The sequence below is a fragment of the Ensifer sp. Root954 genome (assembly GCF_001429005.1).
GTDB lineage: Bacteria > Pseudomonadota > Alphaproteobacteria > Rhizobiales > Rhizobiaceae > Ensifer > Ensifer adhaerens.
The window spans coordinates 56,962-78,027 of record NZ_LMJM01000047.1 but is presented as its reverse complement, the minus strand read 5'-3'; the positions used below and the strand labels follow the sequence as shown (position 1 = coordinate 78,027).

Sequence of the window (21,066 nt, the reverse complement as noted above, 5' to 3'; positions counted from 1 at the left end):
TGCAGCCATGCCTAGAAGTGGGAACGTTCCCAAAGTCCATCGGCGAAGCGTCACGAAAAACGTGCGGCAATGGTGGCCCTACTACCTGATGATGGCGCCTGGGCTGATCTTCTTCGTGATCTTTCACTATTTTCCGATCTGGGAAGCCAAGATCGCCTTCGAGCAGTTGCGCATCATCCCGCCGAACATCTGGGTCGGGATCAAGCATTTCCAGACGCTCTTCTCCTCGCCGATCTTCTGGCAGGTGCTGATAAACACGCTGATCATCTCGACAATGAAGATCGTCTTCGTCTTCCCGGTCCCGATTATCGTTGCGCTGCTGCTCAACGAGATCCGGGGCGGCGCTTTCCGCAAGTTCATCCAGTCGGCGATCTACCTGCCGCATTTCCTTTCCTGGGTGGTCATCGCCGGCGTGTTCATCGCGGTGCTTTCGCCGAGCGACGGCGCGGTCAACGACATCATCGGTTTCTTCGGATTGCAGCCGGTCTCCTTCATGACCGACACGGGCTCGATCCGCTGGGTGCTGGTCTTCTCCGAGATCTGGCGATCGGCCGGCTGGGACAGCCTGCTTTACCTTGCCGCCATCATCGCCATCGACCAGGAACTCTATGATGCGGCCGAGATCGACGGAGCCAATCGCTGGCAGAAGATCCGCTACGTCACCATTCCCGGCATCGTGCCGACGATCGCGACGCTGTTCATCCTCAACGCCGGCATGTTCCTGAACGCCGACCTCAACCAGGTGATCAACTTCTCCAACGACGTGGTGCGCAGCAAGATCGATATCATCGACACCTATGTCTACCGCATCGGCCTGCAGACCGGCGAGTATTCGCTGGCAACGGCCGCCGGCCTCTTCAAGGCGGTTCTCGGCATGCTGATGATCGTCGCCGCCCACCTTCTTTCCAAACGCCTTACCGGCAAGGGGGTATGGTGATGGCCGCCCACAACGTTCGCAGAACGCCGCTCGAGCGGCTCGAATATGCGATCATCGTCTCGACGCTGATGTTCCTCGTCGTACTGACGGTCCAGCCGCTGCTCAACCTGCTCGCCATCTCCTTTTCGGATCCGGGCAAGGTTGCCGGCATGAGCGGCCTGACGGTGGTCCCCAACGGGTTTTCGACCGACGTCTGGAGCCTCCTGGTCAACAACCCGGCCGTCCAGCGCGGCCTCCTGAACTCGATCTTCATCACGCTGGTCAGCACCGTCCTTGGTGTCGTGCTGACGGCGCTGATGGCCTGGGCACTTTCCCGCCCGGGTTTGCCGGGGCGGCGCGCGATTTTCGTCTTCGTGCTGGTGACGATCGTCTTTGAGCCCGGCATCATTCCCGATTATTTCATCAACAAGCGCCTCGGCCTTCTCGACAGCTACTGGTCTCTGATCCTCTTCAAGGTTGTGAACGCCTGGTATCTGATCATTCTCGTCCGCTTCTTCGAGGAAGTGCCGAAGGAACTGATCGAGGCCTCGGAGCTCGACGGCGCCAACCCTTTCCAGATCTTCTGGTACGTGGCGCTGCCTCTGGCCAAATCGGCGCTCGCCACCATCGCGCTCTTCTACTTCGTCTTCCACTGGAACGAGTTCTTCCGGGCGATGATCTATCTCAACGACCAGTCAAAATGGCCGCTGCAGGTCGTGCTGCGCCAGTTCGTGGTCGAGGGCGACAAGCTCGCCATGGTCGGGGTCGTCGACAGCAACAACTACACCGGTGCGAGCCAGATCAACATTCGCGCGCTGAAGGCAGGCATGATCCTGCTTACGATCGCGCCGATCCTCGCAATCTACCCACTCATTCTGAAGTTCTTCACCAAGGGCACTATGAGCGGTGCGCTGAAGGGCTGACGATGCAGAACCGAACCATAAAAGCCATAGCATATTGGGAGGAACAAACATGCTTGGAAAACTGATCCTTGGCGCAACCACCGCCATGGCATTGATGGCGAGCGTCGCCATGCCCGCCTTCGCCGATCCGGTGACGATCCGCGTCGTCTCGAAGGATCTCACGACGAGCAATCCTGACGACGTGAAGCTGATGAAGGCCTATGAGGAGGCGCTGAAGGCCAAGGGCACCGACATCCATATCCAGGTCGTCGACCTGCCGTCCTCTGGCTATGCCGACAAGCTCAGCGCCATGCTTCTGTCCGGTGATATCCCCGATCTCATCTATTTCCAGGGCGGCGACGCCAAGATGGCCGAACAGGGCGTGCTGGAGGACTGGAACACCTGGCTGCCGAAGACGACCTATCTCAAGGACGCGCTCTTCCCGCACAATGTCGAGCGGCTGAAGAACTATCCCTACCTGCTCTATGTCTACCCGCCGCGCATACCGCAGCCGGTGATCCGCGCGGATTGGCTCGAGAAAGCGGGCGTCGAAGCACCGAAGACTACGGACGACTACGTCACCCTCTTCAAGGCGATCAAGGACGGCGATTTCGACGGCAACGGCAAGGCCGACAGCTACGGCGTTACCACCGCCGACAACACTCAAGAGCTCGACGCCGTCTTCAATCAGGCATTTGGCGTCACCGGAACCTGGCTGAAGAACGATGCTGGCGAGTGGATCCATGCCCGCGTTTCGGCCGCGGAAAAGGCAAAGATCGCTTTCTACGCATCGCTCCGCGAGCAGGGTCTCTATGATCCGGAATTCATCACCACCAAGTGGGACGTGAAGGAAGACAAGTTCTATTCCGGCCGTGCCGGGGTGATCTTCGGTTCCTCCGCAGAGGTCATCGACATCTATGGCGGCAAGATGCGCCAGGCCCATCCCGGCGTGACCCTCAGCCTGCTTTCGCCGCCGAAGGGTCCGGGCGGCCAGGGCCTGATGGCGCTGGACGTCTCCAAGGAAGCGCGCGGTCTCGCGATCGCAACGACCTCGGAGCACAAGGAGGAGGTGGTCAAGTTGCTCGACTTCATCGCCAGCCCCGAGGGCCAGGCGATTGAACGGCTCGGCTTTGAGGGCGAGCAGTACACCAAGGACGGCGAAACCATCAAGCCGACCGACAAGCTCGCTACCTGGTATGCCCGCTTCCTCGTTGCCGCCAACTGGCAGCCGCCGGTTCAGTGGCTGAGCGATGCCGCGCAGCAATCGCTGAAGACGATCTCCGCCGACTTCAAGCCGGACAACGCCTTCGTCTGGCCTGCGGAATACGCCACCGACATCGACGCCACGGAGAACGTCTACCGGGCCTGGGTTTACAAGTTCGTCTCCGGCGAAGCCAAGCTGGACCAGTGGGACCAGTTCGTTTCCGAGTGGAACGCTGCCGGCGGCGAGAAAATGACCGAATATGCAAGGACGGTTCTCAATGACAAATGATGCTCAAGGGCTCTCCCTTAAGGGACGGGTTCGGGCGCTTCTCTTTGGCGTCGCCTACGGCGACGCCATCGGGGCGCCGGTCGAAAAGCTCTCCGCTGCGGAAATCCGCCAGCGCTATGGCCGGGTGACATCGCTCGACACAGAGTGGCACCGCATGAAGCAGAGTGAGGCGGCCCGCAACGGCCGTGTCCGCGGCAGCGGCATCGTCACCGACGACACGCTGATGACGCTCTGCGTGATGTCGATCTACGACGACGTGAAGCGCCATCTCGATGCCTGGGATATGGCCTCGGGCATGGTGCGGGAAATTGCCTGGACGCCGCGCTGGGTGCCGGAGCTGCAGCGCGAGACGATGCTGATCGAGCGGCTGTTCTATCCTGAGAAGTGGATCTTCCAGCGCCATCAACTTTCCGGCTGCGACCCGCGCCAGGGCGGCGTCGGCAACATGGTGAACTGTGGCGCGGCGATGTACATCGCGCCGATCGGCGTCGCCAACGCCTGTGATCCGAAGGCAGCCTATGATGAGGCGATCGCCTTTGCCTCCGGCCACCAGCAGAGCTTCGGCCTGGAAGCTGCCGGCGTACTCGCCGCCGCGGTCGCCGCCGCTTTCGTGCCGGGCACCACCCTCGACACCGTCATCAAAGAAACGCTGGCCGTTGCCAAGGACGGAACGCGTGATGCGATCGCCGATATCGTCGAGGCTGCGGGCTCATTGAAGGGCGCGGATCATGCGACAGTCGTCGCCGAATTCCACCGCATCATCGCGCGCTATTCTCCAATGGGCGACGACGTGCAGCACACGCCGCAGAAGGCCGGCATTGCGACCGACGCCTACCAGCCGTCGCGTCTGCACGCGATCGAGGAACTGCCGCTGGCGCTCGGCTTTGCGGTCGTCAATGACGGTGATTTCTACAAGTCGATCATCGACGGCATCAACTCCGGCCGCGATACGGACTCGATCGGCGTCATGGCCGGCGCAATCCTCGGCGCCATGCAGGGCGAGAGCATCATCGACCGGGCGATGGTCTCCCAGCTCGACCGTGTCAACAAGCTCGATCTCTACCGATCGGCCGATGCTTTTACCGCAACCGTGACCGCAATCCGGGCGGCCGACCACAAACGCGAAATGGCGCGGGCCACGGCGCGCGCAGGCCTCTTTGCCGCTCCCGAGCTCACCCAGGTTTCCAGTCTCTAGAATTCGAAAGTATCCGATGCTCAGCACCACAGAAATCTTCGAGCGTATCTATTCCGGTTTTATCGGCAAGGCGATCGGCGTGCGCTTGGGCGCACCTGTCGAACCGACGATCTGGAGCTATGAACGCGTCCGGGACACCTATGGCGAGGTGACGGAATATCTGCGCGATTTCAAGAATTTCGCTGCCGATGACGACACCAACGGTCCGGTCTATTTCATCCGGGCGCTGCGCGACTACGGTCTCGGCGCCACCGCCGAAGAGGTCGGCAAGACCTGGCTGAACTATGCGGCCGAGGAACACGGCATGTATTGGTGGGGCGGCTTCGGCAATTCGACCGAGCATACCGCCTACCAGAACCTGCGCGCTGGCATTCCGGCGCCGCAATCCGGCTCGATCGCCCAGAACGGCACGACGGTTGCCGAGCAGATCGGCGGGCAGATTTTCATCGACAGCTGGGGCTGGGTGCATCCGGCCGACCCGAAGAAGGCAGCCGAAGCCTCAGCCCGTGCGGCAAGTGTCGCCCATGACGGCGAGGGCCTGCATGGCGCCCGCTTCTGCGCCGCGGCCATCGCCCAGGCTTTTGTTGCCAAGAACATCGAGGACGTGATCGAGACGGGTCTCGCGACAATCCCGGCCGACTCCCTCTATGCCAAGGTTTCGCGCGCGGTACTCCGCTTCCACGACAGCAACCGGAACGACTGGCGTGCCTGCCGCGACATGTTGACAGCGGATTGGGGCTATGACCGCTATCCCGGCGTCTGCCACATCATTCCGAATGCCGGCGTCTTGATCATGAGCCTGATCTACGGTCAGGGTGATCTGCCGCGCACGGTCGAGATCGCCACCATGGCTGGCTGGGACACGGACTGCAACGCCGGCAATGCCGGTGCGATCGTCGGCACGCTGCAAAAGGTGCAGCCGGGCTGGGACAAGTACCGCAAGCCGATCAACGATTTCGTCGTCGCTTCCGGCGTAACCGGTACGGTCAACGTCGTCGACATCCCCTCCTTTGCCCGTGAACTGACGGTGCTGGCGCTCCGCCTGCAGGGACGGGAGGCTCCGGCGCTCTGGGTCGAGGATTTCGAGCGCCGCGGCGTTCGCTTCGATTTCGACGCACCCGGCGCCACCCATGGCTTCCGCACCGAGCCGTTCAACCAGATCGCCGTCAAGGCATCGGCGGAGCGTCATACGGATAACGCCAAGGGATCGCTGGAAATCCTGCTCGACCGTCTCGAGCGCGGGCATGGTGGACGCATTTTCTGGAAGCCCTTCTATCGCCGCTCCGACTTCGACGACGAGCGCTACCGCCCGATGTTCACTCCGCTTGCCGATGACGGCCAAAGGGTGTCGTTCAAGCTCTGGCTCGACCCTTGGAACGGTGACGGCAACCTGCGTGTGGCGCCCTATGTTCGCCGCGCCATGACAGGCGCCATCCAGGAAACAGGCGCCTGGCACGTGCCGTCTGCGAGCGGCTGGCAGGACTACGCGTTCACCATCCCCGACGGCGATGGCGAAGCGGTCGACGAGATCGGCATCCTGGTCGAATATTTCGGACGCCTGAAATTCCTCGGCCGGCTGTTCCTTGCGGACTTTTCCGTATCCGGCAAGGGTCGCGCCGTCATCGACCCGTCGAAGGAAGCGCATGAATGGGGCGGCATCACCCGCTTCACCTGGAACCGCGGCCATTGGAGCCTGCAGCAAGGCCGCATCCATGCCCATACCGCAACCGACGCGGACGCCTGGACGGGCAACGCCTATCTCCGCGACGTCAGTGTCAAGGCCGAGCTTCAGCTGCACTCGGGTGCCTCGCACCTGGTGGTGGCCCGGGCTCAGGGTACGAGCCGCTTTTATGCCGCCGGTTTCGAGAACGGCGAAGCCGTGATCCTTCTTGAAGACCACGGCACGAAGATCCTCGCGCGCGGCCCGTTCCGTACCGAATACGGCCGGAGCTACGCGGTCGATCTCACTGTCGAAGGTGGCAAGCTGACGCTTTCCGTCGATGGCGAGCGGCTGCTTCAGGCGGACGATGGGACGCTGCGCTACGGCATGGCTGGCCTTCGCATGGCGTCTGCCGGGCGCATGTCGATCGGCCGGCTTGAGGTCGCCGAGCGCTAACTGCGCGAGGCGGAAAGAAAGGGAGGAAACATGTCCGAGATAGAGCTTAGAAGCGTCGGCAAGAGCTATGGCAGTGTCGCCGTGCTCAACGACATCTCGCTGGAAATGGGCGACGGCGAATTCGTCGTGCTCGTCGGCCCTTCGGGCTGCGGCAAGTCTACGCTGTTGCGCATGATCGCCGGGCTGGAGGATATTTCAGCTGGCGAGATCACCATCGGTGGCAAGGTCGTCAACGACATGCCGGCCAAGGAGCGCGACATCGCCATGGTCTTCCAGTCCTATGCGCTCTATCCGCACATGAAGGTCGCGGAAAACATGAGCTTCGCCTTGAAGCTCGCCGGTGCGCCGAAGGCGGAGATCGAAAAGCGCGTTACCCAGGCGGCCGAAATCCTCGGCCTCGAAAAGCTGCTCGACCGCCTGCCGCGGGAACTTTCCGGGGGCCAGCGCCAGCGTGTGGCCATGGGTCGCGCCATCGTGCGCGACCCGCGTGCCTTCCTCTTCGACGAACCTCTGTCGAACCTTGATGCCAAGCTGCGCGTGAAGATGCGCAGCGAAATCAAGAAGCTGCATCAACGGCTTCGCCGCACGATGGTCTATGTCACCCACGACCAGACCGAGGCCATGACCATGGCCGACAAGATTGTGGTGATGAACGGCGGAAAGATCGAGCAGGCGGGCGCACCGCTCGATCTTTACAACGATCCTGCCAATCTCTTCGTCGCCGGCTTCATCGGCTCGCCGGAGATCAACCTGATCGAGGCAGTCACAGAGGGAGCGACGGCCTTGACCCGGGGCGGCGTATCCCTGCCGCTCGGGCGACAGGTGCAGGCTGGCAAGCGGGTCGTCTGCGGCATCCGCCCGCAGCACATCACGCTCGGAACAACGGGCGTGCCGGCGCGCATCAGCCTCGTCGAGCCGACCGGCGAGGACCAGGAAATCGTCGTCGACATGGGCGGCCAGGATATCTCGGTCGTCGTCCACGGCGGCAAGCTGCTTTCGGCCGGGCAGGATGTGACGCTGACGATCGATGCCGACAAGGTTCTGCTCTTCAACAAGGACACCGGGGAGCGCCTTCGATGAGTGGATTTGCGAAGCGACAGTTCGATCCCGACGCCAAGGGACCGCTGGTCGGCACGAGGGTTCTGGATCTTTCCCGGCTCGTTGCCGGCAACATGTTGTCGCTGCAGCTGGCCGATGCCGGCGCCGATGTCATCAAGATCGAGCCGCCGGCGGGCGATCCGCTCAGAGACTGGAAGGATGATGGCCACTCGCTCTATTGGAAGACCTATAGCCGCAACAAGCGCTCCGTCGTTCTGAACCTCAGGCAAGAGGCGGCGATGACGGCGCTCTGGGCACTGATCGATACGGCCGATGTCTTCATCGAGAATTTCCGGCCGGGAACGCTGGAGCGCATGGGGCTTTCGCCGGAAACGCTGCACGCCCGCAATCCCAACCTGATCATCGTGCGCATTTCCGGTTTCGGCCAGACGGGGCCTTACGCGCAGTTCCCGGGCTTTGGCACCATCATCGAAGGCATGAGCGGTTTTGCCTACAGAACCGGCTTTCCCGATCGCGAGCCCGTGCTGCCGCCGCTGGCGCTTGCCGACATGATCGCCGGTGTCTATGGCAGCTCGGCCACCGTGACAGCGTTGCTTGCGCGCGATCGCGGCTACGCAAAAGGACAGGTCATCGACCTGTCGCTGCTGGAACCGATGTTCTCGGTGCTCGGGCCAGAAGCGGCGATCTATCAGACGACCGGCAAGATCAAGGAGCGCGTGGGCAGCGCCTCCAATACGGCCGCCCCGCGCAATGTCTACCGCTGCCGCGACGGAAAGTACGTGGCGCTGTCGGGATCGACGCCGCAGGTCGCACGGAGGATCTTCGAGATCATCGGCCGTGCCGACATGAACCAGGACCCGCGCTTTGCCACCAATTCTGAACGCGTCAAAAATCGCGATTTGGTCGACGAGGCCGTTGGCGGCTGGTTTGCCCGGCACGACCATGACGAGGCGCTGAAGATCATGCGTGACGCCGGCGCGACGGTCGGGCCGATCTACAACATCGCAGATGCCGCGTCCGACCCGCATTTCGCCGAGCGCGAAATCATCGTCGATGTGGAGGATGACGAGTTCGGCAGCCTGCCGATGCACAACATCGTGCCGCGGCTTTCCCAGACGCCGGGCGTCTGGCGGCGGCCGGCACCAGCGCTTGGGGAACACACGGCGGAAGTTCTGGCCGAAGCGGGACTGGATCGCGGCGCGATCGAGACGATACTCCAGGGTAAAGCCGCATGAGGCTTCGCTCCCTACTCTACGTCCCGGCCTCGTCCGCAAAATTCATCGCCAAGGCGCACGAACGCGGAGCGGATGCGATCATCCTCGACCTGGAAGATTCAGTCGCCCCGGATCAGAAACAGGCCGCAAGGGATGGGTTGAAGGACGCCGTGGCGCAGGTGGCACGCGGTGGTGCGACCGTCTTTGTCCGCATCAATTCGGCGCCGGATCTGCGGATGGCGGATGCAGAGGCCGCCTGCCGTGCCGGCGCGTTCGGTCTCTATGTCGCGAAAACCCGGTCGCCGCAGGAGCTAGAGGATATTGCAGCGCATCTCGCACCAGTTGAGCGGCAGATCGGCAGGCCGCCGGTCGCCTTCGTGCCACTCCTCGAAGATGCCGGGGCAGTTCTCGATGCGCGCGCGATTGCCCGCGTCAGCCGCGTGGTCGGCCTTGCCGCTGGCGGCGAAGACATCGCGACCAGCATGGGCGCAGAACCGCTGCCAGACGTATTGCGACTTCCGAAACTGATGGTCCACCTTGCCGCCAAGGCGGAAGGCAAGCTGTCCTTCGGCATGCTTTTGACGGTTGCGGACTATAGGCGACTGGATGCCTTGAAGGCAGCCGCTCGTGAGGCGAAGGCCCACGGGTTCGATGGCGCGAGCTGTGTCCACCCGTCCGTGGTCCCGGTGCTGAATGCGTCTTACTCCCCGAGCCCAGAACGGATCGCCTGGGCAAAGTCCGTGATCGACGCAGCGAAGACGGCGCAGGCAGACGGCCGTGGCGCCTTCGTGCTGAACGGGACCATGGTGGATGCGCCGATCATCGAGCGCGCGCATGATGTTCTCGAACAGGCAGGCGACCTCGGCTGACGCTCAGCGCAGCTTGGCGGAAGAGTACTCACGATCGCGAGGCGCGCCGGTGCGCGCCAGGATTTCGTGCTGCGCAGTTGCACCTATCACCGAATGTGCAATGATCCTGAAATTGAACGACTTTAACCGGCTGCGAACGCGGGCGACTTTGTCGTGGCGGTCCGTTTTTTTTCAGTAGCACTCCAGCATGCAGGGACTTCGAACAGCTTAGACACCCCAGGAAGGGAATGTGATCATGCGTAGACTTCTTGCGTACCTGACGATCGCTTCGTTCTTCTCAACTTCAGCCTTTGCAGATCCCGCCATCCTGACTGCAAATGTGAACTTCAGGGTGGGCCCGGGAACCGGATTTGACGCCATGCGCGTGATCCCCCAGGGCGAGGAAGTCGACATCAAGGAATGCGACGCAGAAGCCTCCTGGTGTGCCGTGAGTTATGCCGGGGCAAATGGCTTTGTTGCCGGCAAGTATCTCAACCAGTCCGATGCCACCGCGCCGGCCTGGCCAAGGATGTTCAACACCGAAAAAGGCGCGACGATCACGCTCTTCCAGCCGCAGATCACGTCCTGGAAGGATTTCAAGGAGCTCGAAGCCCTTGTCGCGACCGAGCTCAAACCGTCCGCCGACGCCAAGCCGATCTATGGGATCATCGGGCTTTCGGCCAAGACTGTGGCCGACGAGGCGACGGAGAATGTTACGCTGACGGATGTTCGCACCACGCAGCTCGATTTCTCCGCACTGGACCGACAGCAGCTCGCTGACCTCGCGCTCGACATCGGCAAGCTTGTCCCGACCGATCCGATCGTCGTGTCGCAGCAACGCCTGGCGGCAAGCCTTGCGGACTTCCAACGCCTCGCCGATATCCCCGATATCAAGGCCGATCCGCCGCCGATCTTTGTCAGTGAGACGCCGGCCATCCTGGTGCAGACGGACGGCAAGCCGGTGACGGCTCCGGTCAAGGGCGTTGAGGGCCTCTCCTTCGTGGTCAATACGAATTGGGACCTCTTCAAGGTGGATCAGGCGGCAGACTACTATCTGCGGAGCGAAAAGAACTGGCTGACAACAAAGACCTTGGAGAGCGGTTGGGTTGAAGCGGCATCGGTGCCGGACGTCTTTTCCAAGCTACCGGAAATCGACAACTGGAAAGGGGTAAAGGCCTCTCTTCCGCCCACGCCCTTCAGCGATAACCAGGTTCCGAAAGTTTTCTATTCGGAGAAGCCGGCGGAGCTTCTGATCTTTGAAGGAAAACCGGCCCTCGAACCGATCGCGGGCACCGGGCTGGATTGGATTTCCAATACGAGCAGTTCGGTGTTTTTCCATCGGGCCAGCAAGACGTGGTACACACTTGTTTCCGGACGGTGGTTTTCTTCAACGTCACTCGAAGGTCCCTGGACCTTTGCCACGCCTGACCTGCCCGATGATTTCGTAAACCTGCCCGACGACGCCGCCTACTCGGCTGTGCGCGCGTCGATCCCCGGCACGTCCGAAAGCGCAATGGCGCGTCTGCGGGCGAGCATTCCGAAGCTCGCGCGGGTTTCGACGGATGGATCGCTGAAGGTGGACGTCCACTACAATGGCGAGCCGAAGTTCGAGCCGATCGAAGGCACGTCCATGTTCTATGCCGTCAATGCCAACGAGCAGGTCATCAAGGTCGCGGACAAGTATTTCGTCTTGAAGGACGGCATCTGGTTCGTCGGCGATACGCCGACCGGGCCCTTCGCCGTTGCGCGCGCCGTTGCCGATGAGATCTACACGATCCCATCGTCGTCTCCGGTCTATAACGCGACCTATGTCCGCATCTACGATACGGAACCGGATGCCATCTGGTACGGCTACACACTCGGCTATCTCTATACCTACCTTGCCTGGGATACAGTCGTCTGGGGCTCGGGATGGTATTATCCGCCCTATTGGGACTATTACGACGACGATTGGCCCTATTATCCGCCGCCGATCAGCTACGGGTTCGGCGCCTCGTACAACCCGGCCTATGGCACTTTCGGGCGCTATGGCTACGCCTATGGCCCGGAAAGGGGCCTGGTCTTCGGCGCAGCCTATAACCCCGTCACGGGGACACGGTTCCGCGGCGGCGCGGTGGCGGGTCCCGGTGGCGAGCGCGGTTTCATTTCTGCCTACAATCCACGCACGGGCAACGCGATGGTCGCGCGGGGCGGGCAGAATGTTTACGGCTCCTGGGGCAGTGTAGCCGTCAAGCACGGCGGAGAGTTCGCGCGCATCAGCGGCGGATCAACCGGGAGTGCCGGCGGCCTGCGCTGGCGCAACTCGGAAGGCGACAAGGGCTTTATCGCCGGCAGCAAGGGCGGTGACGTTTATGCCGGCCGCGATGGCAGCGTCTATCGCCGTCAGGACGGCCAATGGCAGAAGCATACGCCGGATGGCTGGCAACCGGTTCAGAGGCCGGACGGGGAGAACCTGCGCAATGCCGCCCAAGGCGCGGCATCCAACCGGCCCCAAGCCACGCAGCGTATCCAGAACCGTGCTGAAACGAGGCCCGCACCGCGCCGCAACCAGCAGGTTCGCCAACGGGCGCCGGATCATCTGTCCTTCGACCGTGCCGGACGGCAATTCGGCAACCAGAACGAACTGAGCCGCAATTATGGGCGGCTTTACCAAGAGTCCGGCCGGAACTTCCAGAGCTTTGACCGTGGTCGCGGCGGCTACAGCGGCGGCGGCTTCCAGGGTGGCAACCGCGGCGGCTTCCACGGAGGTGGTGGTCGCGGCGGTGGAGCTGCTTTCCGCGGCGGCGGTGGCGGACGTGGTGGTGGTGGCGGCGGCCGCGGTCGCTGAGAAAACCGGGCCGCTCGGGCGAACTTTCCCGAGCGGCCGCGTTACAAGGCGTGGCAAAAGGTGTGCGGGGTCGCCGCTCCTTCGGCCGAAAAGCTTGGCGTGATCATCGGGCCGTCTGCCGCTGTGACGCCGGCCTTGGTGGCACGCCGGACCGGCCGGTCGAACCTTAAGCCGAGATGCTGACAGGTGCTTGCCGCATCAACCGTCCGACCAGAAGCGCTCTTTGTTGAAGCTTTTGTTTTCCTTACCGGCCTGGGACGCCCGCTTTAGAACGCGCGGTGTATCGTCGGCGCTTGCCACCGAGAGCTCCAGGTTCGCCGGAAGTGCCAGACGCTCAAGCTCCTTGGCCGGCGCAAGCGCCCACTTGAAGAGTGCGGCGTCGCGAATTGTCCACTCGGCATTTGTAGGCGACGGGCCGGTGAGGCTGCTTTCGCCTGCAGCTGGATGGCGCATCATGCCCACGCCAAGCGCAACCTTGAACGACGAGGAGGGAATGAAAGCCGAGACGTTTGTGGGTAGCGCCCGCTCGGGCGTGGGGACGGGCGTCACGGTCGCGGCGGTAGCCGTGGCGCGCAGCGTCGGCAGCGGCACGGTGATCGCCGCAAGGTCGAAGAACGGCGACTTTTCGGCTGCTTCCTTCCGCATGGTCTGAAGCTCGAGGGCTTCTTCACCGCGGCTCTTGCGCGTGGGAAGCATCGCGGTCAACAGCGTGTTGCCGGCCGGTTCTCCGCCCTTCAGTTTGGCTGGGCCGGCGCTGTTTGCAGCCACGATCGAGGTGGCCTTGACCCGTCGCTTGTAGTCGGCCATCGCCTGGTCATACCCCGGCAAAGCCCCGCCGCTTGCCGGAAGGTGGAGTGTCTGCCCCTTGGGGAATATACGCGCGAGTTCCTGGCGCGACATGCGCGGCCACGCCCGTACGTTTCCGACGTCGAGATGTACGAAGGGAGATCCTGACGTCGGGTAGTATCCCACGCCGCCGACCTGCATCTGCATGGCGACTTCCCGCAGCCGGGTGAGCTTCACGCCCGGAATATAGAAGTCCATCGCCTTTCCCAGCATGTGCTGGCTGTTCTTGGCGACCCCGGTGCTGCGGGAGCGGCCGCGCAGCATGCTGTTGGTGGCGGGTGAGCGGTAAGCCGAGACGACGTTGATATAGTCCTTCCCACCGGCGCGCTGATAGACCTCCCAGACAAGATCGAGAAGACGCGGGTCCATACGGGCGGGCTCGTTCCTGCGCCAGTCGCGCAGGAAACGGTTGATCTGCGCGAGCCCCTTCTGGTCGTATTTGCCGTCCCGCTTGAAGGTGATCGTCGCGCGTTCACCGGTGTGCGTGAAGAACAGTTTCAGCGACCGGACTTCCGCCGACGACGCCGTGCTGGTGAAAGTCATGGCGGATGCTGCAAGGGCGGTGATGGCGGCCGCTCGAGCGGCCCACCGGGCAATACGCTTCACGCCTCTGACGATGGCAGGCGAGGCAGGCTCTGGATACGCAGTTACAGGATACTCAGACACAGCGGCTTCCGATTCAATCGAGGTACAATCCACCGGCGGCAACGGCCGGCGGCTCGGCTCTTCGACGGAGATTATGGTCAACAAAGGATTAAGAAGCGGTTGATGCCATCCGACGTGCGTCCTCGGTGGTGAATTTCCGCGAGGTGCATGGATTTCAGGGCCTCGGCTTGCCCTTACGTGAAGGTGTTGGCTCTTGTTTTCCTCAATCTATACATTAGTTACCATGAATGGATTGGTCGGTTGCACCGCGGTACTTGCGTAGCCAAGGTGTCCCATGAAAAGCACGAAAGACGTCATCGCCGAACTGACCCGCGCCGCGCGCGACGTTCACATGCTGACGGAGGGCGAAAAGCTCCGTCTTGTCTCCCGGGCCTATGTCGCGATCAAGGAAGGTTGGGAGCTGCTCGGGCAGCCCAATCGCCTCAGCGAGTCTGCCGAAACGATGGACATCATCCGCGCCGGCGGCATGCCGGTATATCTCTATGACGATGAGATGCGGGCAATCCTCCAGGAGGCCGTCAAGGTCATCAGGCAGATCGAAGCGGCGATGGAAGCGAAGAACACCCCGGCACCCACATCCGGCGAAGATGGCAACCAAGGGTCGTGAATGGGCCCGAAGCAGTTCGAACATTGTTGTCCGCCGTCAATCCGCGCGGCGACGTTTTGACTGGCTGGATCGACCAGATCGCCACGTCGGGGATCTGATCCGTTGGCGCGCTACATCGCAATTCGATCGGACGTCAGGATCAGAATGATCGCCGGGCCAGCCAGGAAGGCTGCGAGGAAAAGTGCCGACAGGATCGAGCGTATGAGGAAGCGCAGCAGGGGCCCGCGGGTCATCGAGCGGCCCTATGCTCATGGCGCGAACTAACAGTTTTCAATCCCGACCCGGGAGGGCACTCCACTTGTGACGTCGTCATGCTCCCTGCCTTTCCGATTCGTTGAAGGCCGCGCCTATCACTGCTGATACGAGCGAGGTCGGCTCGATGCGTGTGCTAGCTCTGAACGATTGCAGCAGTGTTACGTTCGACTGCCCCGTGGTTTCCGTAATGCTGCTGTAATTCTTGCGGCAGATTCGAAAGGTCGAAGCCATGGGGTGCCGATGCGGATACTACTGATCGAAGATGAGAGGGAGCTGGCGGCGGCACTGGCTGTGGCGCTCAGCAAATATGGCATCGTCATCGACCATACGACCCATCTCGCCGATGCAGCCGAACTTGCGCGTCAGAATGACTACGGCGCTATTCTTCTCGACCGCCGCCTGCCCGACGGTGAAGGGCTGAGCTTCATCCCGCAATTGCGCCGCATTGGCCAAGACGCGCCGATCATCGTCCTGACGGCACGCAACGAGCCGATGGAACGGGTTGAAGGTCTCGACACCGGGGCGGACGACTATCTCGGCAAACCCTTTCTCGTCGAAGAACTGATGGCGCGCCTGCGCGCCGTGTTGCGCCGTCCGGCTGCGCTTGCTGAGCTTCAGATCAAGGTGGGACGAATGGCGCTCGATCCGCTGAACCTCACCGTGACCGTCGATGACGTGAAGCTTGACGTCCCAAGGCGCGAACTCTTCGTGCTCCAGGCCCTTGCGAGGCGCCGGGACAAAACCGTTCTCCGCTCGACGCTCGAAGCAGCGGTCTACAACTACGAAGAAGAGATCCAGTCGAACGCGATCGACGCCCACATTTCAAGGCTGCGCAAGCGGCTGGCGGATGCTGGGGCCGGAGTTTCGATTCACAACATCCGTGGGGTCGGTTACCTCCTGAAGGAAGAGTGATGGGTCAGACGACGGGACGCAATCCGTCGCTCTGGTGGCGGCTCAGCTGGCAATTGAGCCTCGTCATCATCGCCGTCGTTGCCTCGGTGATCATCGGGCTCTGCATCTGGGCAACCACGATCATGTCGCCGAACACGGCCATGGAGGGGACGGTCGTCTCGGTCGTGTCCCGTGCCGTAGGCCGCGGAAGCGATGGTCAACTGCAGCTTTCCGAGACCCATGACCTGACGACGCTCAAGGCGCAAAACAGCGCATTGTGGTTCGTAGTCGCCACCACCAGCGGTGCCTTCGCGTCCTATGGATCCGTTCCGCCCGCCTATGCCGCGCTGCCCTCGGTAATCCACCTGTTCGACGAAGCGGATATCAGGGGGGCCGCAACCACTGGCGAGATTGCGACGATCGAAAACGCGAAGACGCCGGCTGGCGAAGTCCGGATTCTGTTTGGCGGCGTGGCGGACAAGGGTTGGGGTGCCCTGGCTCTCTTGGCGAAGGCCTATCCAATCTACCTGTCTTTGATCGCCAGTGCTCTCCCGGCGATTTTTCTTGCCGTTCCTCACATCGTCGGGCGTGCTCTCGCGACGGTGAGCGAGGTTGCCGACGAAGCATCGCGGATCGATCCGCGCCGCCACGGGACGCGCCTTCCGCTCGCGGGAATCCCGAACGAAGTCGCCCCGGTTCTGATCGCATTCAACGGCGCACTTGAGCGTCTCGAGGACGAGTCCAGAAAGCGGCGGCGCTTCCTGATCGATGCGGCTCACGAACTGCGAACCCCCATTGCGATCATGCAGACGCGCATCGATGGCATGCCTGATGGCCGGGAGAGAACGCGCCTGATGGATGATGTCGCCCGGCTCGCAGAAGCGGCAGAGCAGCTTCTGGACTTCGAGCGCAACGACCAGGCGCTCGTTCTGGACGAGCCGATGGATCTGGTTGACATCGCGCGATCGGCGGTTGCCGATCTCGCTCCGTTGGCGATAGGGGGTGGCTATCAGGTGTCTTTCCACAGTGACGTGGAGACGCTTGCGCGAAAGGGCAATCCACCTGCCGTGTTGCGCGCGGTCACGAACCTCGTCCGAAATGCGATCGATCACGGCGGCAATTCGGGCATGATTGCCGTCTTGGTCTCAAGCGATGGGCGCGTGGAAGTTTCCGACGAAGGACCGGGCATACCTGCCGAGCATCAGGAACTCGTCTTTGAACCCTTTTACAGGGTTTCTCCCAAGGACACGGGCGCGGGTCTTGGTTTGAGCCTTGTAAAACAGGTGGCTTCAAACCACGGGGGGCGTGTCAGTCTCACGAGTTCAGCGAGCGGAACCAAGGTGGTCGTCCACCTCTGACCGCGAGAGGCGTGGATTTAGGTCGCGGTCACCGCCGCGCCCATGCTTGAAGGGTTTTCGAGACACCATCCCTTCGGTGTCAGCTCTAACCTGCTTGTAATTCTGTAGCAATTGTCCATCCCCAAGGTCGCCGTTGCATGTCAACGGAGATCATTAAACGTGCTAAAAGAATATTTTATTCAATCGCTTGCCTGGGTTTCTTCATCGCTCGTCCCGGCCGGCGCGGTGGCGCTGGCAGGGCTACTCTCGGCAACCCTGGTCGGATGCCAATCGGTTCCATTGAAGGAGGCGGGGACTTTGACCTCCTATGGCAAGCTCGGTCCGTCGAAAGGCATGGTGGCCAAGAAACGCCTCTACGTTGATGGACAACGTCTGGTCGACGTGAAAACCGTCCGCATCGCGCCAACGACGTTTTCCTTTGCAGCCGCCTCCAAGATTAAGTCCGATGCCGATCGCGATTTGGTTTCGAACGCTCTCGATCGGGCGCTCTGCGTCGCGCTCAGCGACAGGTACCAGATGGTTCCTGCCAATCAGCCTGCTGATCTGACGGTTCGCTCCGTGATCGCCGATATTGTCCCGACAGACAAGGCGCTCGCAGGGGTTTCCACGGCCATCACCATTGGTACGGGGTTCGTCCTGCCCGTCAGCGTGCCGCGATTGCCTGTCGGCCTGGGAGGCTTGGCTGTAGAGGCCGAAGCGGTCGATGCCAGCGGTCTGCAAAGTGCCGCCATGCTTTGGGCGCGTGGTGCAAATTCGATCCTCGACAAGCCCCGTGTTTCGGAAGTTGGCGACGCCTATAGCTTTTCGACGAAATTCGCCGACGCGTTTTCGCAGGTGCTGATTTCCGGCAAGGAGCCGAAGGCATTGAATATCTCGCTGCCGACCCGGCAACGCATGCAGTCCTGGTTGGGTGGCAAACCCAAATATGCCGCATGCGATGCCTTCGGTCGGGCACCGGGCCTGGTCGGCGCGATAGCAGCCAAATACCGCGCGCCGCCTCAATGGACCGACAAGAAACCAAAAGCTGCGGCGCAACAAGCGTTCAACTCTCCTATTGCGCGATAGCTTGCGGTTGGCGATCCTTATTTCACCCCGCCATGGGCAAGCCCGCCCACGAGGTAGCGTTGCATGAACAGCGCGACCAGATAAACCGGCGCGATGCCTGCCAGGGAGGCGGCTGCCATCTGGCCGAAATTCACCAGACGGTCGCCCTGGAAGAGCGAGATGCCCACCGGCAAGGTCCGCGTGGCGTCGGAGAAGGTGAAGGCGGAAGCAAACAGGAACTCGTTGTAGGACAAGACCGTGACGATGATGAAGGTCGCGACGATGCCGGGCGCGATGATCGGCACGACGATCTGCAGCAGCGTGCGAAATGGACCGGCGCCGTCCATCGCCGCTGCCTGTTCGATCTCGATCGGCATCCGGCGCAGGAACGGCATCAGCAGCCAGAAGGCGACCGGCACGTTGGCGAAACCATAAATGAGAATCAGGCCGGCGCGCGTATCGAGCAGTCCGGTTGTCTTCAGCAGAAAAAACAGCGGGATCAGCGCTACGATCGGCGGCGCCATGTAGCTCGACAGCGTTACGTCCGACAGCCATTTGCCACCGATCTTCAGCCGCAGGACGGCATAGGCCGACGGCAGCGCCAGCGCGATGGTGACGAGGCCCGAAACCAGCGACACGATCACGGAATTCAGGATGAAACCGAGGATGTTGGCCGCGTCGAAGGCCGCCGGCCAGTTGGCGAGCGTCGGCATCGTCGGCCAGAAGCGTCCGTTGAGCACGTCGTCCTTCGTCTTGAAGGAAACCGCGATGAGAAAGAGGAAAGGCAAGGCAAAGAAGCTGACGACCGGCGCTGTCGCAAGGCCGAGCCACAGATGTCGCGCGGCGGGTCTCACAGCTCTCGCCTTTCGAAGTGCTGGTGCAGCCGTACGACGGGCAAGGTCACAAGCCCGATGACAAGCGCATAGATCATCGTTTCGGCCGCGGCGCGGCCGACGTCGAACTGTTCGATCGCCCGCCGATAGATGGCAAAGCCGGCCGATGTCGTCGCAAAGCCCGGTCCGCCGAAGGTCAGGATGTAGATGAGGTCGAAGAGCTTGAACGACAAAATGAGCTTCAGCAGATAGATCGACGAAAGCGGTGCTGCGACCAGCGGAAGTGTGATGTGCCAGAAGCGCTGCCAGCCATTGGCCCCGTCCACCAGCGCTGCCTCGTGAACGCTGTCGGGTACCGTGGAAAGAGCCGCAAAGCAGAGAATGACGATGAATGGCGTCCATTGCCAGAGGTCGGCGGCGCCGATCGCCAGCCAGGCGAGCGTCGGGTGACCAAGAAAGGAAATCGGCTCGGAGATAAAGCCATAGGTGATCAGGGTACCGTTCAGGAGCCCGCCTGCCGGCGCGAAGATCAGCTTCCAAGCGATGCCGACCATGACCGGCGGGGTCATCAGTGGCAGCAGAACGAGGCTCATCAAAAAGCGGCCGGCCTTCAACAGGGAAGTGAAAAGCAGCGCGATCAGGAAGCCGAGCGCAAGCTGCACCAGCGAGGTGGCAAGTGCATAGGCGACGCTTCTGCCGATGGCCGCGAGGAAGATCGGATCCTGAAGCGCCGTTGCGAAGTGCTTGATGCCGACGAAGCCGCGGAACGGCTTTCCAAGCGTGCTCTTGCTGAAGGCAAGCGCCAGCAGAAAGACAGTCGGGTAGAGCGTCGTGACGATCAGCGCGACGAGGACCGGTGCGATCCAGGCCAACCGTGCGAGACGCGCCCAAAAGGCGTGGTCGCGCCCGGCAACACCCGCCGCGCCGGCGGGTTCCAGCACCTCGACGGCAAAGGTGGTCATGCGGCCTCGGCCAGATCCGGGCGTGTCGGCCCGCTGCCGGCCCGGGTGGCCAGCAACATGTCCTCGATATCGTCGAGGTCGCTGGGCGTGAGCGCAAGGGTTGCGGCATCGATCCAACCGTCGATCTGCAGCGGTTCGCGCGCGCCGATGATGGCACCGGTGACGCCGGGCCAGGAAATCGCCCAGGCCGCAGCGATCGCAGCGACGGTCGTTTTGTGTCGCGCGGCAATCGGCCTCAAGCCTTCGGCAAAGGCCAGGTTGCGGTGAAGCGCTTCGCCCGAAAATTCCTCGTCGCGCGATCGCCAATCGTCGTGCGGAAGGGCCCGGGCGCGCGCCGGCGTAAAGGCGCCGGTGAGCAGGCCTGATTGCAGTGGGCTGTAGGCGATGACGCCGCTGCCATGCGCCTGCACCCACGGCAGGTCTGCTCTGGCGAACTGGCGCTTGATTGCCGAAAAGGGCGGTTGCACCACATCGACGGGCGCCACCGTTGCCGCGCGCTCCAGAAGCGCCCGATCGTGGTTCGAAAGCCCGATGGCCCGTACCTTACCCTCTTTCTTCAACTCCGCAAAAGTCGCCCAGTATTCCTCGACCGGCGTGCCGTCATTGGCAGGCCAGTGCACCTGGTAGAGGTCGATGACATCAACGCCGAGCCGCTTCAGGGAAGCCTCCAGCTCGCGGCGAATGGATTGGGCATTGCCGATGCGGGCGGGAAGGGCGTTGCGGTTGTCCGGGTCCCAGATCAGCCCGGCCTTGGTGAAGATCAACGGACGTTGGGAGCGTGGGATGGTCGAAAGCGCCTCGCGCACGATCTGTTCGGAATGGCCGAGACCATAGACGGGTGCCGTGTCGATCCAGTTGATGCCGCGCTCGACCGCATGACGGATGGCGGCGATCGACCGGGTATCGTCCTGACTTCCCCATCCCCAGCCCCAATCGGGGCCACCGATGGCCCAGGCGCCGAAGCCAACGGGCGTGATGTCGAAATCGGTTCGGCCGAGCCTGCGTTTCGGCAAGGATCTTGCGCTCATGGTCTTT

19 protein-coding genes are annotated in these 21,066 nt (G+C 62.2%); 13 read left to right on the top strand and 6 right to left on the bottom strand.

All coding sequences use genetic code 11. The features are described from left to right. Positions 1 to 7: 7 nt before the first annotated feature. The 9 genes from ASE71_RS27320 (at position 8) to ASE71_RS27280 (ending at position 12,569) form a co-directional block, all read left to right on the top strand. Positions 8 to 937: an ABC transporter permease gene (locus tag ASE71_RS27320; protein WP_060520322.1), complete on the top strand. Its 930-nt coding sequence runs from the start codon at positions 8 to 10 to the stop codon at positions 935 to 937. Beyond that, entirely contained in the window at positions 937 to 1,839 is a 903-nt protein-coding gene (locus ASE71_RS27315) for a carbohydrate ABC transporter permease (RefSeq protein WP_034798191.1), read from the top strand. The genes ASE71_RS27320 and ASE71_RS27315 overlap by 1 nt, the downstream gene beginning before the upstream one ends. A gap of 49 nt (positions 1,840 to 1,888) precedes the next feature. Then, the gene (locus ASE71_RS27310) at positions 1,889 to 3,310 is read left to right on the top strand and encodes an extracellular solute-binding protein (RefSeq protein WP_113189164.1); all 1,422 of its coding nucleotides are present in this window, start codon (positions 1,889 to 1,891) and stop codon (positions 3,308 to 3,310) included. After that, positions 3,300 to 4,505, top strand: coding sequence for an ADP-ribosylglycohydrolase family protein (locus ASE71_RS27305; protein WP_060520311.1), 1,206 nt, complete (start codon positions 3,300 to 3,302; stop codon positions 4,503 to 4,505). Before ASE71_RS27310 ends, ASE71_RS27305 begins: the two co-directional genes overlap by 11 nt. A 16-nt stretch (positions 4,506 to 4,521) precedes the next feature. After that, complete coding sequence (locus ASE71_RS27300) at positions 4,522 to 6,621, top strand: ADP-ribosylglycohydrolase family protein (RefSeq protein ID WP_060520310.1); 2,100 nt, start codon at positions 4,522 to 4,524, stop codon at positions 6,619 to 6,621. Between the two features lie 30 nt (positions 6,622 to 6,651). Next, the gene (locus ASE71_RS27295; RefSeq protein WP_060520309.1) at positions 6,652 to 7,701 is read left to right on the top strand and encodes an ABC transporter ATP-binding protein; all 1,050 of its coding nucleotides are present in this window, start codon (positions 6,652 to 6,654) and stop codon (positions 7,699 to 7,701) included. Continuing rightward, the gene (locus ASE71_RS27290) at positions 7,698 to 8,915 is read left to right on the top strand and encodes a CaiB/BaiF CoA transferase family protein (protein ID WP_060520308.1); all 1,218 of its coding nucleotides are present in this window, start codon (positions 7,698 to 7,700) and stop codon (positions 8,913 to 8,915) included. Before ASE71_RS27295 ends, ASE71_RS27290 begins: the two co-directional genes overlap by 4 nt. Continuing rightward, complete coding sequence (locus tag ASE71_RS27285) at positions 8,912 to 9,763, top strand: HpcH/HpaI aldolase/citrate lyase family protein (protein ID WP_060520307.1); 852 nt, start codon at positions 8,912 to 8,914, stop codon at positions 9,761 to 9,763. The genes ASE71_RS27290 and ASE71_RS27285 overlap by 4 nt, the downstream gene beginning before the upstream one ends. A 235-nt stretch (positions 9,764 to 9,998) precedes the next feature. Continuing rightward, the gene (locus tag ASE71_RS27280) at positions 9,999 to 12,569 is read left to right on the top strand and encodes an SH3 domain-containing protein (protein ID WP_060520320.1); all 2,571 of its coding nucleotides are present in this window, start codon (positions 9,999 to 10,001) and stop codon (positions 12,567 to 12,569) included. Between the two features lie 198 nt (positions 12,570 to 12,767). Here ASE71_RS27280 and ASE71_RS27275 read toward each other — a convergent pair whose 3' ends face one another. Next, positions 12,768 to 13,958, bottom strand: coding sequence for a DUF882 domain-containing protein (locus tag ASE71_RS27275; protein ID WP_060520306.1), 1,191 nt, complete (start codon positions 13,956 to 13,958; stop codon positions 12,768 to 12,770). A gap of 397 nt (positions 13,959 to 14,355) precedes the next feature. Between ASE71_RS27275 and ASE71_RS27270 the strand changes: the two genes are divergently transcribed. Further along, positions 14,356 to 14,688, top strand: coding sequence for a hypothetical protein (locus ASE71_RS27270; RefSeq protein ID WP_034798100.1), 333 nt, complete (start codon positions 14,356 to 14,358; stop codon positions 14,686 to 14,688). Between the two features lie 110 nt (positions 14,689 to 14,798). Here ASE71_RS27270 and ASE71_RS37460 read toward each other — a convergent pair whose 3' ends face one another. After that, positions 14,799 to 14,921, bottom strand: a complete 123-nt coding sequence (locus ASE71_RS37460; protein WP_255382254.1) for a hypothetical protein — start codon at positions 14,919 to 14,921, stop codon at positions 14,799 to 14,801. Positions 14,922 to 15,183: 262 nt separating this feature from the next. Between ASE71_RS37460 and ASE71_RS27265 the strand changes: the two genes are divergently transcribed. After that, a complete protein-coding gene (locus tag ASE71_RS27265; RefSeq protein ID WP_034798107.1) occupies positions 15,184 to 15,855 on the top strand; it encodes a response regulator transcription factor in 672 nt (223 codons plus the stop codon). A gap of 4 nt (positions 15,856 to 15,859) precedes the next feature. Here ASE71_RS27265 and ASE71_RS37155 read toward each other — a convergent pair whose 3' ends face one another. Next, complete coding sequence (locus tag ASE71_RS37155) at positions 15,860 to 15,997, bottom strand: hypothetical protein (RefSeq protein WP_244496901.1); 138 nt, start codon at positions 15,995 to 15,997, stop codon at positions 15,860 to 15,862. Here ASE71_RS37155 and ASE71_RS27260 point away from each other — a divergent pair. Then, on the top strand, positions 15,996 to 17,192 hold the full coding sequence (locus tag ASE71_RS27260) for a sensor histidine kinase (protein ID WP_244497392.1): 1,197 nt from the start codon (positions 15,996 to 15,998) through the stop codon (positions 17,190 to 17,192). The genes ASE71_RS37155 and ASE71_RS27260 overlap by 2 nt on opposite strands. Positions 17,193 to 17,417: 225 nt before the next feature. Next, positions 17,418 to 18,257, top strand: coding sequence for a DUF3313 domain-containing protein (locus tag ASE71_RS27255; RefSeq protein ID WP_244496903.1), 840 nt, complete (start codon positions 17,418 to 17,420; stop codon positions 18,255 to 18,257). A gap of 17 nt (positions 18,258 to 18,274) precedes the next feature. Here ASE71_RS27255 and ASE71_RS27250 read toward each other — a convergent pair whose 3' ends face one another. From ASE71_RS27250 to ASE71_RS27240, 3 genes are read right to left on the bottom strand one after another with little or no spacing between them, the layout of a single operon-like run. Next, positions 18,275 to 19,090 (bottom strand): carbohydrate ABC transporter permease, encoded by an 816-nt coding sequence (locus ASE71_RS27250; protein WP_060520305.1) that lies wholly within the window; start codon positions 19,088 to 19,090, stop codon positions 18,275 to 18,277. Beyond that, positions 19,087 to 20,031 (bottom strand): carbohydrate ABC transporter permease, encoded by a 945-nt coding sequence (locus tag ASE71_RS27245; RefSeq protein WP_060520304.1) that lies wholly within the window; start codon positions 20,029 to 20,031, stop codon positions 19,087 to 19,089. The genes ASE71_RS27250 and ASE71_RS27245 overlap by 4 nt, the downstream gene beginning before the upstream one ends. Next, entirely contained in the window at positions 20,028 to 21,059 is a 1,032-nt protein-coding gene (locus ASE71_RS27240; protein ID WP_034798112.1) for an aldo/keto reductase, read from the bottom strand. Before ASE71_RS27240 ends, ASE71_RS27245 begins: the two co-directional genes overlap by 4 nt. Positions 21,060 to 21,066: the final 7 nt, after the last annotated feature.